This window comes from Halomicrobium sp. HArcht1-1, assembly GCF_058933285.1.
Genome location: NZ_JBZYDL010000001.1, coordinates 280,608 through 295,102, shown reverse-complemented (window position 1 = coordinate 295,102; position 14,495 = coordinate 280,608). Strand labels below are relative to the sequence as shown.

Here is a 14,495-nt window from a genome sequence, read left to right as displayed (position 1 = left end):
AGGGCAGGGCAAAAGGGTTGTCACCCGAGGGAAACCCGGCCGGACTCCACCGCGTGGGCCGCGTCGTAGAAGGCCAGTTCGTCGACGACCCACTCGATAGGTTCGATGTCGCGGTCGAGCAGCCGACGCCCGCTGGCCCGGTCGCCGCCACGTGCGACGGTGACGTGTGGCGTGTACTCCTCGCCCTCGACCCGCGGGACGGTGTGGAACGCGTCACAGAGAGTGCGGTGGAGGTCGTGCAACCCCGGACTCTCGACGGCGAGGTAGACGACCGGGGCCGTCCCGGAGGTCGGCTCGGCGAACCAGTCGACGCCCGTGATGCGGACCGCGACGGCGGGCTGGTCGGCGAGGACCTCCCTGGCGCGAGCCTCGACGACGCTGGCGGGGTGGTCGTCGGTCGCGAGCCGCTTGGCGACCATCGAGTGCTCGCCGCGGGGGCGCGGGCTCGCGCTGGGCCACTCGCGAGCCAGGTCGCTCGCCAGCCGCGCGACCTCGCCCGGAACGGGGACGTTCAGGCTGAACACGTCCGGACCGACGACGGCGACGGCGAAAAGCGACCCGATTTCGACCGGTTGTACACGCGGCCTAAAGCCATATACCGCGAGGCGGCCAACACCGAGTGAGATGTCGACAGCTCGCCGGAGGCGCGCCACCGTGCTGGCTCTCGTCGTCGCCCTGCTGGTCGTCCCGGTCGCGGGCGGACAGCTCGGCGGACTGGCACAGGAACAGGTCGATCCAGACACCGTCGTGCTACAGGTCGAGTTGCAGGCAGACGGCGACGCGTCGTGGGCCGTCCACTACCGGACGCGGCTGGACGACGACAACACGACGGCCGCCTTCGAGAGCCTGCAAGCGGACGTGAGCGCCGATCCGACCGCGTACACGGCCGACTTCGGCGACCGCATGAACCGGACGATCGCGACCGCCGAGAACGCGACCGGCCGAGAGATGGCGCTGCGGAACCTCACGGTGGCGACCGAGACCGAGACGCTGCCCCAGGAGTACGGCGTGGTCACCTACCGGTTCGAGTGGACGAACTTCGCCGCCGTCGAGGGCGACCAGCTCCGGGCGGGCGACGCGCTGTCGGGGCTGTATCTCGACGAGGAGAGCACGCTGCGGATCGACTGGCCCGCCGGCTACGAGCGCACGAGCGTCGATCCGTCGCCGACCCGCAGCGACGAGCAGACGGTCGCCTGGGACGGCCGCCTCGACTTCGAGAGTGACGAGCCGCGGCTCGTCGTGAGCGAATCCGCAACAGCCGGCGAGACGACGACCGGCGCGGGCGACGGGGGAGGCGACGCCTGGCTGCTCGTGGTCGCGACACTGCTCGCGGCCGGCGGCGTCGTCGCGCTGCTGTGGGCCAATCGCCGGTACGGTATCGCCGGTGGAGCGGCGGCCGACGACGGATCGGAGACGCCCGACGGAGCCACTGGCGAAGCGACCGCCGAGGACGCTGGCGATGACCCGTCGCCGCCGCCGGAACTGCTGAGCAACGAGGAGCGGGTGCTCCAGTTGCTCGACGACAGCGGTGGCCGGCTGAAACAGCAGGCTATCGCCGAGCGACTCGACTGGACCGCCGCAAAGACCAGTCAGGTGATCGGCGACCTGCGTGGGGAAGACGAACTGGAGACGTTCCGAATCGGCCGAGAGAACGTCGTCACGCTCCCCGGCGTCGACCTGGCGAGTGACGTGGGTGAGGACGACGAGTCTTAGACTGGTATATAAACCCATCGACGTTTCGAGCGGGGGAGACGGTCGATACAGGATCGGGACTCCGCAGTCGTGCGGTTTCGATCGCGCTTAATTCGGCTTGATCGTCGGCAATTCGGGGTGACGGCCGCCCCTTTATATGCAGTTGCCAGCACAAGGATGGCCTACAGATGCGAGACACCACCACCGTACTGGTCGCAGTCGTGCTGGTCGTCGGGAGCCTCGCGGCCGTCCCGATGGCCGGACTGGCTGCCCAGACGACCGAGACGCCGACCGAGACGAACACGACCGAGACGAACGCGACCGACGCCAACGCGACCGACACGAACGCGACCGACGCCAACGCGACAGCTCCCGGCGAGCAACTCGCTGGCGTCGTGGGCGTACAGGGAGCCGAGATCGACGGTGAAGTCGAGACGCGTGCGTACGGCATCCGCGTCGCCCAGTCCGAGAGCAACGACTCGAAGGCCGCCGTCGTCGGGCAGCAAGTGGCCGACGTCGAGCAGCGACTCGACGAACTCGAACAGCGCCGAGAGACGCTGGAGGCGGCCCGTGAGAACGGCTCGATGAGCGAGGGCCAGTACCGCGCCCGGATGGCGCGACTGGCCGCCGAGACTCGCACGGCCGAGCGGCTCGCGAACCAGAGCAACGAGACCGCACAGTCGCTCCCCACCGAGACCCTCGAAGCCAACGGCGTCAACGCGACCGCGATCCAGGCGCTGCGCGACCGCGCCGACCAGCTGAGCGGGCCGGAAGTGGCCGCGATCGCCCGCTCGATCGCCGGTGCCAACGCGAGTGACGGCTTCGGTCCCGAGCGCGCAGGAGAGCGCGGTGGCGACGCACGCAACGCAACCGAACGCGGGGACCGCCCCGACGGCGACCGCGCGGGAGAGCGCGGCCCCGGAGGAGGAGAAAACGAGACGACCGCCGACGGAGCGGACCGCGGTAGCGAGCAGCAGACCGACGCGGGATCGGCGAACACCGGCGAGCAGTCGGCCGACGGAGAGCAAACTGCCACCGACGAGCAGTCAGAGGACGCGACCGAGAGCGACGGCGAACGGCCGGGAGACGACGATCGCTCGGACGGCGGTCAGGGCCGATAGCCGATGGACGCGAACCGAATCGCGGCGGTCGGCGTCGTCGCCACGCTCCTGTTAGTCGGGAGCGCCGGACCCGCGGCGGCCGCCCAGCAGCCGACGTTCGTCGTCGAACTCGACGACCGCGGCGACGCGGCGGTGACGATCACGTACACCTACGACCTGGGCGACGACGCCGAGCAAGCGGCTTTCGCGGAGCTACAGCGCAACGAGACGGCGACCGCCGCGTTCGAGGACCGCGTTCACGATCGGTTCGAGCGCGTCGCGAACGCGAGCGAGAACCAGACCGGGCGACAGATGGGAATCGAATCGGCGGCGGTCGAACTCACGCGAGAAGACCGGACCGGGGTCGTCGAGGTGTCGGTCCAGTGGAACGGGCTGGCAGCGACGACCGAGGACGGACTGGTCCTCGACGAGCCGTTCGCCAGTGGTTTCGAGCCCGACCGTGCGTTCGTCGTCGTCCTCCCAGACGGCTACGAGGCGACGGCGGTCACGCCCTCGCCCGCAGAGAGCGGTGACGGGCGACTGGAGTGGGCCGGCGGGACGGCACTCGACGACTTCGAGGTCGTCGCGACGGCGGAACCCTCCGCCGACACCGACGCGGCGACGGACGCCGACGGCCCCGGCTTCGGCGTCGGCGGCGCGGTCGCGGCACTGGCGGCCACGAGCCTCCTCGCCTTACGACGGCGCTCGGGGACGTGAAATAATCACACACCGCGTGTGACTCGGAAACTATTAGTACCGAACCCCGGATAGTGGCGAGTACATGAGTCAGACCGAGAGTGCTGGCGGACGCCGCTCTCCCAGCAACGGGTCTGGCACTCTTTTCACCGCTGGTCGCCGTCGGACCCGCTCCGACGAGCAGCCAGACCGGCGTGCGCTTCGGCGACGACGGGGCCGTTTCTAGGCCCACAATACTCACATCTCTGATTTCCGATTCGTTCGACCATCGACCACCGACCACCGTCTGTTGGTCGCCGCGTCGTCTCGCCGTTCGCACGCTCGTGTGATGGGTGCGGCGACGCAGACGACGACCGTCGACAGACACCACCCAGACACGAAACCCATGACACCAGAAAACGCATCCGGAACCGTCGCACTCGCCTTCTCGGGCGGGCTCGACACGACAGTCTGCGTATCGCTGCTGAAAGAGGAGTACGGCTACGACGAGGTCGTCGGCGTCACCGTCGACGTGGGCCAGCCCGACTACGAGTTCGAGGAGGCCGAAGAGACCGCCGAGGCCCTTGGCGTCGAACAGTACGTCGTCGACGCGAAAGAGGACTTCGCGGACCTCTGTCTGAAAGCCGTCAAGGCCAACGCCGACTACCAGGGGTACCCGCTCGGGACCGCGCTCGCGCGCCCGGTCATCGCCAAGGCCATCCTCGAAGTCGCCCAAGAGGAGGGCTGTTCGGCCGTCGCACACGGCTGTACGGGCAAGGGCAACGACCAGCTTCGCTTCGAGTCCGTCTGGCGCGACTCCGAACTGGACGTGATCGCACCCGTCCGCGAACTCGGACTGACCCGCGAGTGGGAGAACGAGTACGCCCAGGAGAAGGGCCTGCCAGTCGAGGGCGGCGACGGCGGCCGCTACTCCATCGACACGAACCTCTGGAGCCGCTCGATCGAGGGCTCCGAGCTCGAAGACCCCAGCACGATCCCGGAGGACGACATCTACAAGTGGACCGAGAATCCCTCGGGCAAGGACGCAGAACTGGTCGAGATCACGTTCGAGGAGGGCGAGGCCGTCGCCGTCGACGGCGACGACCTCGGCAAGGTCGAGCTGATCGAACAGCTCAATGCCCAGGCCGGAGCCCACGGGATCGGTCGCACCGACATGATGGAAGACCGCATGCTCGGGCTGAAGGTCCGCGAGAACTACGAGCACCCCGCCGCGACGGTGCTGCTGACCGCCCACGAGGCCCTCGAAGGGCTGGTCCTCACGCAGGAAGAGCGTGCGTTCAAGGCCCAGGTCGATCAGGAGTGGTCCCAGAAGGCCTACGAGGGGCTCGTCGACGCCCCGCTCGTGAGCGCGCTCGAAGCGTTCGTCGACGACACGAACGAGCGCGTCACCGGCACCGTCACCGTCAAGCTGGAAGGGGGCCACTGCCGCCCGGTCTCGCGCGAGTCGAAGTACGCCGTCTACAGCGAGTCCGCGGCGTCGTTCGACGAGGAGGACGTGACCGGCGGCATCACCCAGGCGGACGCGACCGGCGTCGCGAAGTACCACGGCTTCCAGTCGCGCCTGGCCAACAAGATCCTCGCCGACGCGAAGAAGGGCGAAGCCGTCGCCGACGGTGGCAGTGAAGCCACAGACAGCGCGAACGGCGAGAGCGAGGAATAGACGATGAGCGACGGAGAGCACGACGACGGCGCGGGCGAGGCCGCCGACGAGAGCGTCGTCCGCCGGGACCGCTTCTCGGGTGGCCCCGCCCGCTCGTTCCTCTCCTCGCTCGACGACGACGAGCGCATCTTCGCGGCGGACCTGGCGGTCGACCGCGCTCACGTCGTGATGCTCGCAGAGCAGGACGTCGTCGACGACGACACCGTCGGCGAGATCCTGTCGGCGCTCGCAGACGTGGAGGCGGCCGGCCACGGGGCGCTCCCCGAGGGCGAAGACGTCCACGAAGCCATCGAGTCGGCGGTCATCGACCGCGTGGGAGCCGAGGGCGGGAAGATGCACACCGCTCGCTCGCGCAACGACGAGGTGGCGGCCTGTATCCGCTATCGCCTGCGAGCAGACCTGCTCGCGCTGATCGAGACGGTCGTCGAGGCCCGCGAGCGACTGCTGGCGGTGGCGGGAGATCACACCGAGACGGTGATGCCCGGCTACACGCACCTCCAGCCGGCACAGCCGACGACGGTCGCCCACTGGATCGCCTCCTACGAGCAGGCCCTGCAACGCGACACTGCGCGCCTGCTGGACGCCTACGATCGGGTCAACCAGAACCCGCTCGGGGCGGCCGCGTTCGCCGGGACGCCCTTCGACGTCGACCGCGAGCGCACCGCGACGCTGCTGGGCTTCGACTCGGTGCTGGCAAACTCGATGGACGCCTCTGCGACGCGCGATTTCCTCGTGGAGACGACGAGCGCGGTCGCGGCGCTCGCGACGACGCTGTCGGGGCTGGCCGAGGACGTGATCGTCATGGCGAGCAAGGGCCACGTCGAGCTGGCCGACGACTACTCGTCGACCTCCTCGATCATGCCACAGAAGAAAAATCCCGACACGCTGGAGCTCGTGCGCGGTCGCACCGGCGACGCGACCGCCGGGCTGAACGGCCTGTTGACGAACCTGAAGGGCCAGCCCCGCGCGTACAACCGCGACCTCCAGCGCGCGGGTCGCCACGCCTGGGACGCGGTCGACAGCGTCACCGAGAGCGTCGCCGTCGCGACCGGCGCGGTCGCGACCGCCGACTGGCCCGCCGAGACGCTGGCGGCCGCGGCCGGCGACGGTTTCTCGACGGCGACCGGCGTCGCGGACCTGCTGGCGATGGCGGGCCTGCCCTTCCGGACCGCCCACGAGCTGGTGGCCGAGGCGGCAGGCGATGTCGAGGGCGGCGACCCACCAGACTACGAGACCATCGACGCGGTCGCCCAGGAACTACTCGGCGAGTCACTGTCGGCCTACGTCGACCGCGAGGACGTAGAGGCGGCCCTGGAGCCGGCCGAGAGCGTCGCGATGCGTGACTCCGCTGGTGGCCCTGCACCTGAAGCCGTCAGTGCCCAGTTGTCGGCGGCCGAGGAGACACTGGCGGCGGACCGGAACGCGCTCACGACACGTCGGGAACGTGTCGAATCGGCCGCCGAACAGCTGGCCGCGGAGGTCGATCGCTATGTCTGATACGACCGGCCGTCGCCGTCAGAGTGGCGTCGTCACCGCGGCGTGGCGACGTGGCTCACGGACGGGGAGCCCGGAGCGTGATCGGCGGCCGATCGACCGACGATCCCCGCGAGGGGAAATACTACCACAAAACTGATACAGATATCAGTACAGTCCCGGTTTTTCGGACCATCGCGCCTTTAGAGCCGAGTATAGCTATTAAATTAATTCTGATAGGTTCGAAGAGTTTAAGTGCAATGGGGCGCGAGTGAGAGGTACAATGGCAGAATGCGTCGAATGCGGGGCGGAAGTCTCGCTGCACGACAACCTCGAAGCTGGAGAGATCGTCGACTGTGCGACCTGTGGTGCCGAGCTCGAAGTGCTCTCGGCCGATCCCGTCGAGCTCGACTCGGCCCCCGAGCTCGAAGAAGACTGGGGCGAGTAACGACGGCGGGCGGCCGAGCGCGGTGATACAACAATGAATGTAGGAATACTCTACTCGCGGATTCGTCGGGACGAGAAGCTCCTGCTGGAGGAGCTGCGCGATCGTGACCACGAGGTCACAAAGATCGACGTCCGGAAACAGCGGTTCAACATGAGCGAGCCGCCGGCCGCCTTCGACGGCGTCGACGTCGTCGTCGATCGGTGTCTGGCGACGAGCCGGTCCGTGTACGCCACCAAGTTCGTCGAAGCCTACGACGTGCCGGTGGTCAACACGCCGGGGACCGCAGAGATCTGTTCGGACAAGGTCAAGAACAGCCTCGCCCTGGTCGACGCCGACGTGCCGACGCCGAACACGGACGTGGCCTTCACCAAGGACGCCGCGATGGAGTCTATCGAGGAGTTTGGCTACCCCTGTGTCCTCAAGCCCGTCGTGGGCTCGTGGGGTCGCCTGATGGCCAAGATCGACTCGCGCTCGGCCGCCGAGGCCATCCTCGAACACAAGGAGACGCTGGGCCACTACGAGCACAAGGTGTTCTACGTCCAGGAGTTCGTCGACAAGCCGGGACGGGACATCCGCGTGCTGGCGACCGACGGCGAGCCCGTCGCCGCGATGGTCCGCTCCTCGGACCACTGGCTCACGAACGCCGCAAAAGGCGCGGAGACCGACACCTTCGAACTCGACGACCGCGCGCTGGCACTCGTCGAGCAGGCCAGCGACGCCGTCGGCGGCGGTCTGCTCGGGATCGACCTGATGGAAGTCGGAGTAGACGACGACACTGGGGAACCCGACGATTACACCGTCCACGAGGTCAACCACACCGTCGAGTTCAAGGCGCTCGACGAAGTGAGCGACGTGGACGTGCCCGCACAGGTCGTCGACTGGCTCGAAGCGAAGGCCCAACAGGAGGTGAGCGCATGACCTACTCCGCGAGCGTCGTCGGCGGCTCGGGCTTTACCGGCGGGGAACTGCTTCGCCTGCTGGACGGCCACCCCGAGTTTCGAACTGTTCAGGCCACGAGCCGATCGAAGGAGAACAAGACGGTGGGCCACGCCCACCCGAACCTCCGACACAAGGACCTGCGGTTTTCCAGCCCGTCGGAGCTGGAATCCGTCGACGTGCTGTTCGCGGCGACGCCCCACGGCGTCTCGATGGAGCAGATCGACGCCTTCCAGGACGCCGCCGACACCGTCGTCGACCTCTCGGCGGACTTCCGGCTCGACTCGGCAGACCAGTACGACGAGTGGTACGACGGCCACGCGCGTCCGGAACTGCTCGCCGAATCGGAGTACGCACTGCCCGAGCTGAACCGCGAGAACCTCGCGGGCGCGGATCTGATCGCCTCCGGTGGCTGTAACGCCACGGCGACGATCATGGGGCTGCTCCCGCTGTTCGAGGCCGACATCCTGTCTGGCGACGAGCAGATCGTCGTCGACGTGAAGGTCGGCTCCTCGGAGGGGGGCGCTGGCGGCGGCGAGGCCTCCAGTCACCCCGAGCGCTCGGGGGTCGTCCGGCCGTACGCGCCCACGGGCCACCGCCACGAGGCCGAGATCCAGCAGTTCCTCGGCGTCGACGTGTCCTTCACCGTCCACGCGGTGGAGATGACCCGCGGCGCGAGCGCGACCTGCCACGTCTTCCCGGACGGGCCGGTCTCGAAGGGCGACCTCTGGAGTGCCTACCGCGAGTCCTACGAAGACGAGCCGTTCGTCCGGATGGCCGCGGGCGGCGGGGGCGTCTACCGCTACCCGGAGCCCAAGGCCGTCGCCGGGACGAACTTCGCGGAGGTCGGCTTCGAGGTCGACCCCGCGAACGGGCGACTCGTCGTGTTCTCGGCGATCGACAACATGATGAAAGGGTCGGCCGGCCAGGCGGTCCACGCCGCCAACGTCGCGCTGGGTCTCGAAGAGACCGCCGGCCTCGAACTGACCGGGTTCCACCCCGTCGGGGCACCCTGATTTCGGAGTGGTTTCATGACAACAGTTATCAAAGTCGGCGGCGCTCGCGCGGTCGATCCCGCGGGTGCCCTCTCGGACGTTGCAACGCTTGTAGAGGGCGAGCAGAGCGAGCCCTCTGAACAGTCGAGCGGGCACGGCCCGCGAGAAGACGTGGTGCTGGTCCACGGCGGCTCGACGGCCGTCGACGACACCCTCGAACGACTGGGCATCGAGCCCGAGTACGTCGAGACGCCCAGTGGCGTCGTCGGCCGCTTTACCGACGCGGAGACCATGGAGGTGTTCGAGATGGTCTTTGGCCACCTCAACACCCAGCTCGTCGCCGGCCTCCAGAGTCAGGGCGTCGACGCAGTCGGACTGAACGGCGTGGACGGGAAGCTCCTGTACGGGCCGCGAAAGTCCGCCGTCCGCGTCGTCGAGGACGGGAAGAAGAAGATCAAGCGGGGCGACCACAGCGGGACGATCAAGGAAGTCAACACGGACCTGCTCGATTCGTTGCTGGACGGCGGCTACGTGCCCGTCGCTGCGCCGCCGATGGCCGGTAGCGAGGCGCGAAGCACCTCGGAAGACTCGAGCGGCGACGACGAGGAGCCACGAGAGCGGATCGTCCCCGTCAACACGGACGCCGACCGCACGGCCGCGGCGATCGCGGCCGCGCTGGACGCGCGGCTCGTCTTGCTGACCGACGTGGCGGGCGTCTACGAGGACCCCGACGATCCCGAGACGCTGATCGAGACCGTCGAGACCGGCGAGGAGTGGCAGGCCCTCGAAGCGGCCGCGGAAGGGTTCATGAGCCGCAAGATCATGGCCGCCGAGGAGGCCCTGGACGGTGGCGCACCCGAGGTGGTCGTCGCCGACGCCAACGCCGACACACCGGTCACAGACGCCGTCAGTGGCGGCGGCACACACATGTTTCAGGAGGCCATCGAAGAGCTATGAGTGGATTCGTCTTCAACGAGAAACCGATACAGATCGAAGAGGGAGACGGCGTGTGGCTGTCCGACGACGCGGGCAACGAGTTCCTCGACATGGGGGCTTCGTATGCCTGCGTCCCACTTGGTCATCGCCACCCGGCGGTCGACCAGGCTGCAAAGAGCCAGATAGACAGGCTCACCTACGTGCAAGCGTCCTACCCCAACGCCGCGCGGACTCGCCTCTACGAGACGCTGGCCGACACTGCACCCGATCCGATCGACAAGGTGTGGCTCTGTAACTCCGGCACCGAGGCCAACGAGGCCGCACTGAAGTTCGCTCGGGCCGCGACGGGCGAGTCGAAGCTCGTCGCGACGATGCAGGGCTTTCACGGCCGGACGATGGGGTCGCTGGCGACGACCTGGAAGAGCAAGTACAAGAAGCCCTACGAGCCCCTTGCCGGCGACGTAGAGTTCGTCCCCTACGACGACCCCGAGGCCATGCGGGAAGCCGTCGACGAGGAGACCGCGGGCGTCATCGTCGAACCCATCCAGGGAGAGGGCGGCATCAACCCCGCCTCGACCGAGTTCCTCGAAGCGACCCGCGAGGCGACCGAAGACGCGGGCGCGGCGCTGATCTTCGACGAGGTCCAGACCGGGATGGGACGGACCGGATCGCTGTGGGCCGCCCAGGAGTCCGGCGTCGTCCCGGACATGATCACCGCGGCGAAGGGGCTGGGCAACGGCTACCCAATCGGTGCGACGCTGTGTCGCGAGTGGATCGCCGACGAGTACGGCTCACACGCCTCGACGTTCTCGGGCGGGCCGGTCATCTCGGCGGCGGCCGACGCGACCGTCTCGACGATCGTCGAGGAGGACGTGCCGAGCAACGCCGCCACGGTCGGGGACTACCTCCAGACCGAACTGGCGGCCACGCTGGGCGACGAGGTCCGCGACATCCGCGGCGAGGGCCTGATGATCGGCATCGAGGTCGGCCGCGGCGCGATGGGACACCTCAAGCAGCTGGCGATGAGCGAGGGCGTGCTGGCGCTGCCGGCCGGCCGAACGGTGGTGCGGCTGCTCCCGCCGCTGACCCTCACCGAGGCGGACGCCGACCACGTCGTCGACGCGCTGGAATCGGTGATCCTGGAATGAGCGCGAGACGCCACGCGTCTCGGAACGGCGAGCGGGCGAGACCGCCCGCGAGCGGCAGGGGAATGGGCTCACTGGAGGTGAGCGCATGAGCCAGACCGTCCAGACCCCCGACCAGGAGGCCCGCGACCTGCTCGAAGCGATCGTCCGCATCCCGTCGGTCACGCCCGAAGAAGACCAGGCCGCGAAGCGACTGGTCGAGTTCTTCGAGGCCCACGGCCGCGAGGCCTGGATCGACGAGATCGGCAACGTCCGCGCGCCGGCCGACGACGGCGTGTTGCTGACCTCCCACATCGACACGGTGCCGGGCGACATCCCGGTCCGGATCGAGGAGAACGACGACGGCGAGCTCGAGCTGTGGGGCCGTGGCTCCGTCGACGCCAAGGGACCGCTCTGTGCGATGGCGGTCGTCGCCGTCCGCACCGGCGCGAGCTTCCTCGGCGTCGTCGGCGAAGAAGTGGATTCGCGTGGCAGCCGCTACGTGATCGAGGACCGCGAGGGGACGCCCGACGCCGTCGTCAACGGCGAACCCTCCGGCTGGGAGGGGATCACGCTCGGCTATCGCGGTCTGCTGGCCGGCACGTACGTCGCCACCAGCGAGTCGGGCCACTCCTCGCGGCCGGACAACAACGCGATCCAGGACGCGCTGGACTGGTGGGCCGCCGTCGAAGGCGAGTTCGAGAAAGACGAGTGGGAGCCCGTCTTCGAACGGGTCACCTGCAAGCCCGTCGACATCGACGGCGGGATCTCCGAGGACGGGCTCTCCGTCGAGACGACGATGGACGTACAGCTTCGGGTTCCCCCGGAGTACACGACCGACGAGATCCGCGAGATCGCCGACGGCCACCTGGTCAACGGCACCGTCCACTGGGACGACAAGGTCGAACCGGTGATGCAGAGCCCCCGGACCCCGGTCGCTCGGGCGTTCCGGACCGCGATCCGGTCGGCCGGCGGCGAGCCCACCCTGTTGCGCAAGACCGGGACCAGCGACATGAACGTCTTCGCACAGTCCTGGGACTGCCCGATGGTCACCTACGGCCCCGGCGACTCGGACCTGGATCACGCGCCGAACGAACACATCCAGCTAGCGGAGTACGACCGCTCCGTCACCGTCCTCGAAGACGTGACCGAACGTCTCCTGTAACAATGCCCACGCACCTGCTCGACGTCGACGACCTGACGACCGACGAACTGACGACCGTGCTCGACCGCGCGGCCGAGATCAAAGCCGACGGCGCGCCCGACCTCCTGGACGGGCACACCCTCGGGATGCTCTTCGAGAAGCCCTCGACCCGAACCCGGATCTCCTTCGAGACCGGGATGACCGACCTCGGTGGCCACGCGATCTTCCTCGGCCCCGAGGACATCCAGCTGGGCCACGGCGAGCCGATCAAAGACACCGCACGCGCCGTCTCGCGGTACGTCGACTTCCTGATGGCCCGGATGTTCGACCACGGCGACGTAGAGGAGCTGGCCGAGTACGCCAGCGTCCCCGTCGTCAACGGGCTGACCGACGACGCCCACCCCTGCCAGACGCTCGCGGACCTGCTGACGATCCGCGAGCGGTTCGGCAGCTTCGAGGACGCCGCCGTGGCGTGGGTCGGCGACGGCAACAACGTCTGTCAGTCGTTCGTGCTGGGTGCGGCGATGACGGATCTCGACCTGACGGTCGCGACCCCCGAGGGGTACGGCGTCGACGAGAGCGTGCTGGACCGCGCCGCCGAGCTCGGGAGCGTGCCCGCGACGACCACCGACCCCGAGGCCGCGATGGCCGACGCCGACGTGGTCTACACCGACGTGTGGGTCAGCATGGGCCAGGAGGACGAACGCGACGAGAAGCTCCGGGCCTTCGAGGGCTTCCAGATCACGCCCGACGTGCTTGGCGACCGGAGCCTGATGCACTGCCTGCCCGCCCACCGCGGCGAGGAGGTCACCGACGCCGCCATCGAGAGCGACAACGCCATCGTCTGGGACCAGGCCGAGAACCGCCTGCACGCTCAAAACGGGCTGCTGGCGTGGCTGGCCGAACAGGACTGACGGCGACGAACGGGGCGAGTCTCGCCCCCACTCGACACGTCGATCGTCAGCGTCGGTCGGCTTCGAGCTGTCGGAGACGGCTGGAAACGACACCGTAGAGCCCGGCAACGAGCCCGAAGAACAGGATCGCGAACCAGACGGACGCGATGTCGCCGTCACTGGCCGGAAACAGGAACCCACTGAACACCTCGATCAGCAGTGCAGCGCCGACGATGTTGTCCATGCCGACCAGAGGACCGGAGAGCCGAACAGCGTTGTGTACAGTCGATCGCAGTCCAGCGGTCTCCAGTCGAAACGGTGCCCTTTGTGGTCCCCGTGAGTATGTTTGGCATCGGGTCGCCGTGGCCGACCCGTCGGATCGGCAAGCAGGTGGCGTCCCGTCCGGCGGTCTCCACCCGAAACGGTACCCTTTCGTCACCGGCGGCGAGCAACAGCAACGTTTTCCGTCGCGCCAGGGCTACGGTCGACGATGACCTCGGCACCCACGGCGGCGGTCGAAGCGACACTCGGCGGGTCCGTAGAGACGGTCGAGCGCCTGGACGGCGGGATGGTCGGGGACGTGTTTCGCGTCGAACTCGCCGACGGGCGTGTCACGGTCGCGAAGACCGGCGAGCACGACCTCTCGACGGAGGGGCGGATGCTGTCGTCCCTCGCTGCGGAGTCTGACCTGCCGGTGCCCGAGGTGTACCACAGCGACGCCGACCTGCTCTGCATCGAGTACGTCGAGGGCGAGTCGACGATCACCCCGGCAGTCGAACGCGACGCGGCGAGGCAGTTGGCCGATCTGCACCGCGTCGAGGGGCGGGCCTTCGGCTTCCCGTTCGACACGCTCACCGGGCCGGTCCCCCAGCCGAACCCGTGGACCGAGCGCTGGATTCCGTTCTACCGCGACCAGCGGGTGCAGTCGATCTGTGACCGGGCCAGTCGGGCGGGAACGCTGTCGGACGAACTCGCGGCCCGCGTCGAGCGGGCGTGTGCCGACTTCGAGTCGCTGCTGACCGAGCCCGAGGCCCCCGCGCTGTTGCACGGCGACGCGTGGCGGACGAACCTCCTGACCGACGGCCAGCGAGTGACGGCGTTTCTCGATCCCGCCTGTTACTACGGCCACCCGGAGATCGAGCTGGCCTACGTCGACTGGACGGAGACGTTCGGCGACGCCTTCTTCGAGCGCTACCGGCGCGAACACGGCGTCGAGCTGGCCGGCTTCTTCGACCGCCGCCGGTTCGTCTACCGACTGTATCCGTTGCTCGTCCACGTCCACCTGTTCGGCGGCCAGTACCGCGCGGAACTCGCAGAGACGCTGGGCCGCCTCGGCTACTGATACTGCCGGCTGTCACTGTTGCGGGATATTTACGACCACGAGGTCGCGACATTCTT

Annotated in this window: 15 protein-coding genes; 13 read left to right on the top strand and 2 right to left on the bottom strand. The window is 68.4% G+C overall.

What is annotated here, in order from left to right; genetic code table 11:
- Positions 1 to 20: 20 nt before the first annotated feature.
- Positions 21 to 524, bottom strand: a complete 504-nt coding sequence (locus AC5FRZ_RS01585) for a 2'-5' RNA ligase family protein (RefSeq protein ID WP_372479890.1) — start codon at positions 522 to 524, stop codon at positions 21 to 23.
- A 100-nt stretch (positions 525 to 624) separates the two neighbouring features.
- Between AC5FRZ_RS01585 and AC5FRZ_RS01580 the strand changes: the two genes are divergently transcribed.
- The 12 genes from AC5FRZ_RS01580 to argF all read left to right on the top strand — a co-directional run bounded on the left by AC5FRZ_RS01580 (position 625) and on the right by argF (position 13,118).
- Positions 625 to 1,713 carry a helix-turn-helix transcriptional regulator gene (locus AC5FRZ_RS01580; protein WP_493563691.1) on the top strand — a complete coding sequence of 363 codons (1,089 nt, stop codon included), beginning with the start codon at positions 625 to 627 and terminating at the stop codon, positions 1,711 to 1,713.
- 167 nt (positions 1,714 to 1,880) lie between these two features.
- The gene (locus AC5FRZ_RS01575; RefSeq protein ID WP_493563690.1) at positions 1,881 to 2,813 is read left to right on the top strand and encodes a hypothetical protein; all 933 of its coding nucleotides are present in this window, start codon (positions 1,881 to 1,883) and stop codon (positions 2,811 to 2,813) included.
- Positions 2,814 to 2,816: 3 nt separating this feature from the next.
- Entirely contained in the window at positions 2,817 to 3,509 is a 693-nt protein-coding gene (locus AC5FRZ_RS01570; RefSeq protein WP_493563689.1) for a DUF7345 domain-containing protein, read from the top strand.
- A 364-nt stretch (positions 3,510 to 3,873) separates the two neighbouring features.
- On the top strand, positions 3,874 to 5,148 hold the full coding sequence (locus AC5FRZ_RS01565) for an argininosuccinate synthase (protein WP_170093096.1): 1,275 nt from the start codon (positions 3,874 to 3,876) through the stop codon (positions 5,146 to 5,148).
- A 3-nt stretch (positions 5,149 to 5,151) separates the two neighbouring features.
- The gene (gene argH / locus AC5FRZ_RS01560) at positions 5,152 to 6,645 is read left to right on the top strand and encodes an argininosuccinate lyase (RefSeq protein WP_493563688.1); all 1,494 of its coding nucleotides are present in this window, start codon (positions 5,152 to 5,154) and stop codon (positions 6,643 to 6,645) included.
- Between the two features lie 259 nt (positions 6,646 to 6,904).
- A complete protein-coding gene (gene lysW / locus AC5FRZ_RS01555) occupies positions 6,905 to 7,069 on the top strand; it encodes a lysine biosynthesis protein LysW (RefSeq protein ID WP_015761750.1) in 165 nt (54 codons plus the stop codon).
- 33 nt (positions 7,070 to 7,102) lie between these two features.
- Positions 7,103 to 7,987 (top strand): lysine biosynthesis protein LysX, encoded by an 885-nt coding sequence (lysX, locus tag AC5FRZ_RS01550; RefSeq protein ID WP_170093094.1) that lies wholly within the window; start codon positions 7,103 to 7,105, stop codon positions 7,985 to 7,987.
- Positions 7,984 to 9,021, top strand: coding sequence for an N-acetyl-gamma-glutamyl-phosphate reductase (gene argC / locus AC5FRZ_RS01545; protein WP_170093093.1), 1,038 nt, complete (start codon positions 7,984 to 7,986; stop codon positions 9,019 to 9,021). Before lysX ends, argC begins: the two co-directional genes overlap by 4 nt.
- 15 nt (positions 9,022 to 9,036) lie before the next feature.
- Positions 9,037 to 9,957 carry an acetylglutamate/acetylaminoadipate kinase gene (locus AC5FRZ_RS01540; protein ID WP_493563687.1) on the top strand — a complete coding sequence of 307 codons (921 nt, stop codon included), beginning with the start codon at positions 9,037 to 9,039 and terminating at the stop codon, positions 9,955 to 9,957.
- Complete coding sequence (locus AC5FRZ_RS01535) at positions 9,954 to 11,084, top strand: aspartate aminotransferase family protein (protein WP_493563686.1); 1,131 nt, start codon at positions 9,954 to 9,956, stop codon at positions 11,082 to 11,084. The genes AC5FRZ_RS01540 and AC5FRZ_RS01535 overlap by 4 nt, the downstream gene beginning before the upstream one ends.
- An 85-nt stretch (positions 11,085 to 11,169) precedes the next feature.
- Positions 11,170 to 12,225 carry a [LysW]-lysine hydrolase gene (locus tag AC5FRZ_RS01530; RefSeq protein WP_493563685.1) on the top strand — a complete coding sequence of 352 codons (1,056 nt, stop codon included), beginning with the start codon at positions 11,170 to 11,172 and terminating at the stop codon, positions 12,223 to 12,225.
- A 2-nt stretch (positions 12,226 to 12,227) separates the two neighbouring features.
- The gene (gene argF / locus AC5FRZ_RS01525; RefSeq protein WP_153554847.1) at positions 12,228 to 13,118 is read left to right on the top strand and encodes an ornithine carbamoyltransferase; all 891 of its coding nucleotides are present in this window, start codon (positions 12,228 to 12,230) and stop codon (positions 13,116 to 13,118) included.
- Between the two features lie 46 nt (positions 13,119 to 13,164).
- Here the strand turns inward: argF and AC5FRZ_RS01520 are convergent, their stop codons facing one another.
- Positions 13,165 to 13,341, bottom strand: a complete 177-nt coding sequence (locus AC5FRZ_RS01520) for a hypothetical protein (protein ID WP_493563684.1) — start codon at positions 13,339 to 13,341, stop codon at positions 13,165 to 13,167.
- A gap of 246 nt (positions 13,342 to 13,587) precedes the next feature.
- On the opposite strand from AC5FRZ_RS01520, the gene AC5FRZ_RS01515 reads away from it, so the two are divergent.
- On the top strand, positions 13,588 to 14,439 hold the full coding sequence (locus AC5FRZ_RS01515) for a fructosamine kinase family protein (RefSeq protein ID WP_493563683.1): 852 nt from the start codon (positions 13,588 to 13,590) through the stop codon (positions 14,437 to 14,439).
- The last annotated feature ends 56 nt before the right edge of the window (positions 14,440 to 14,495 follow it).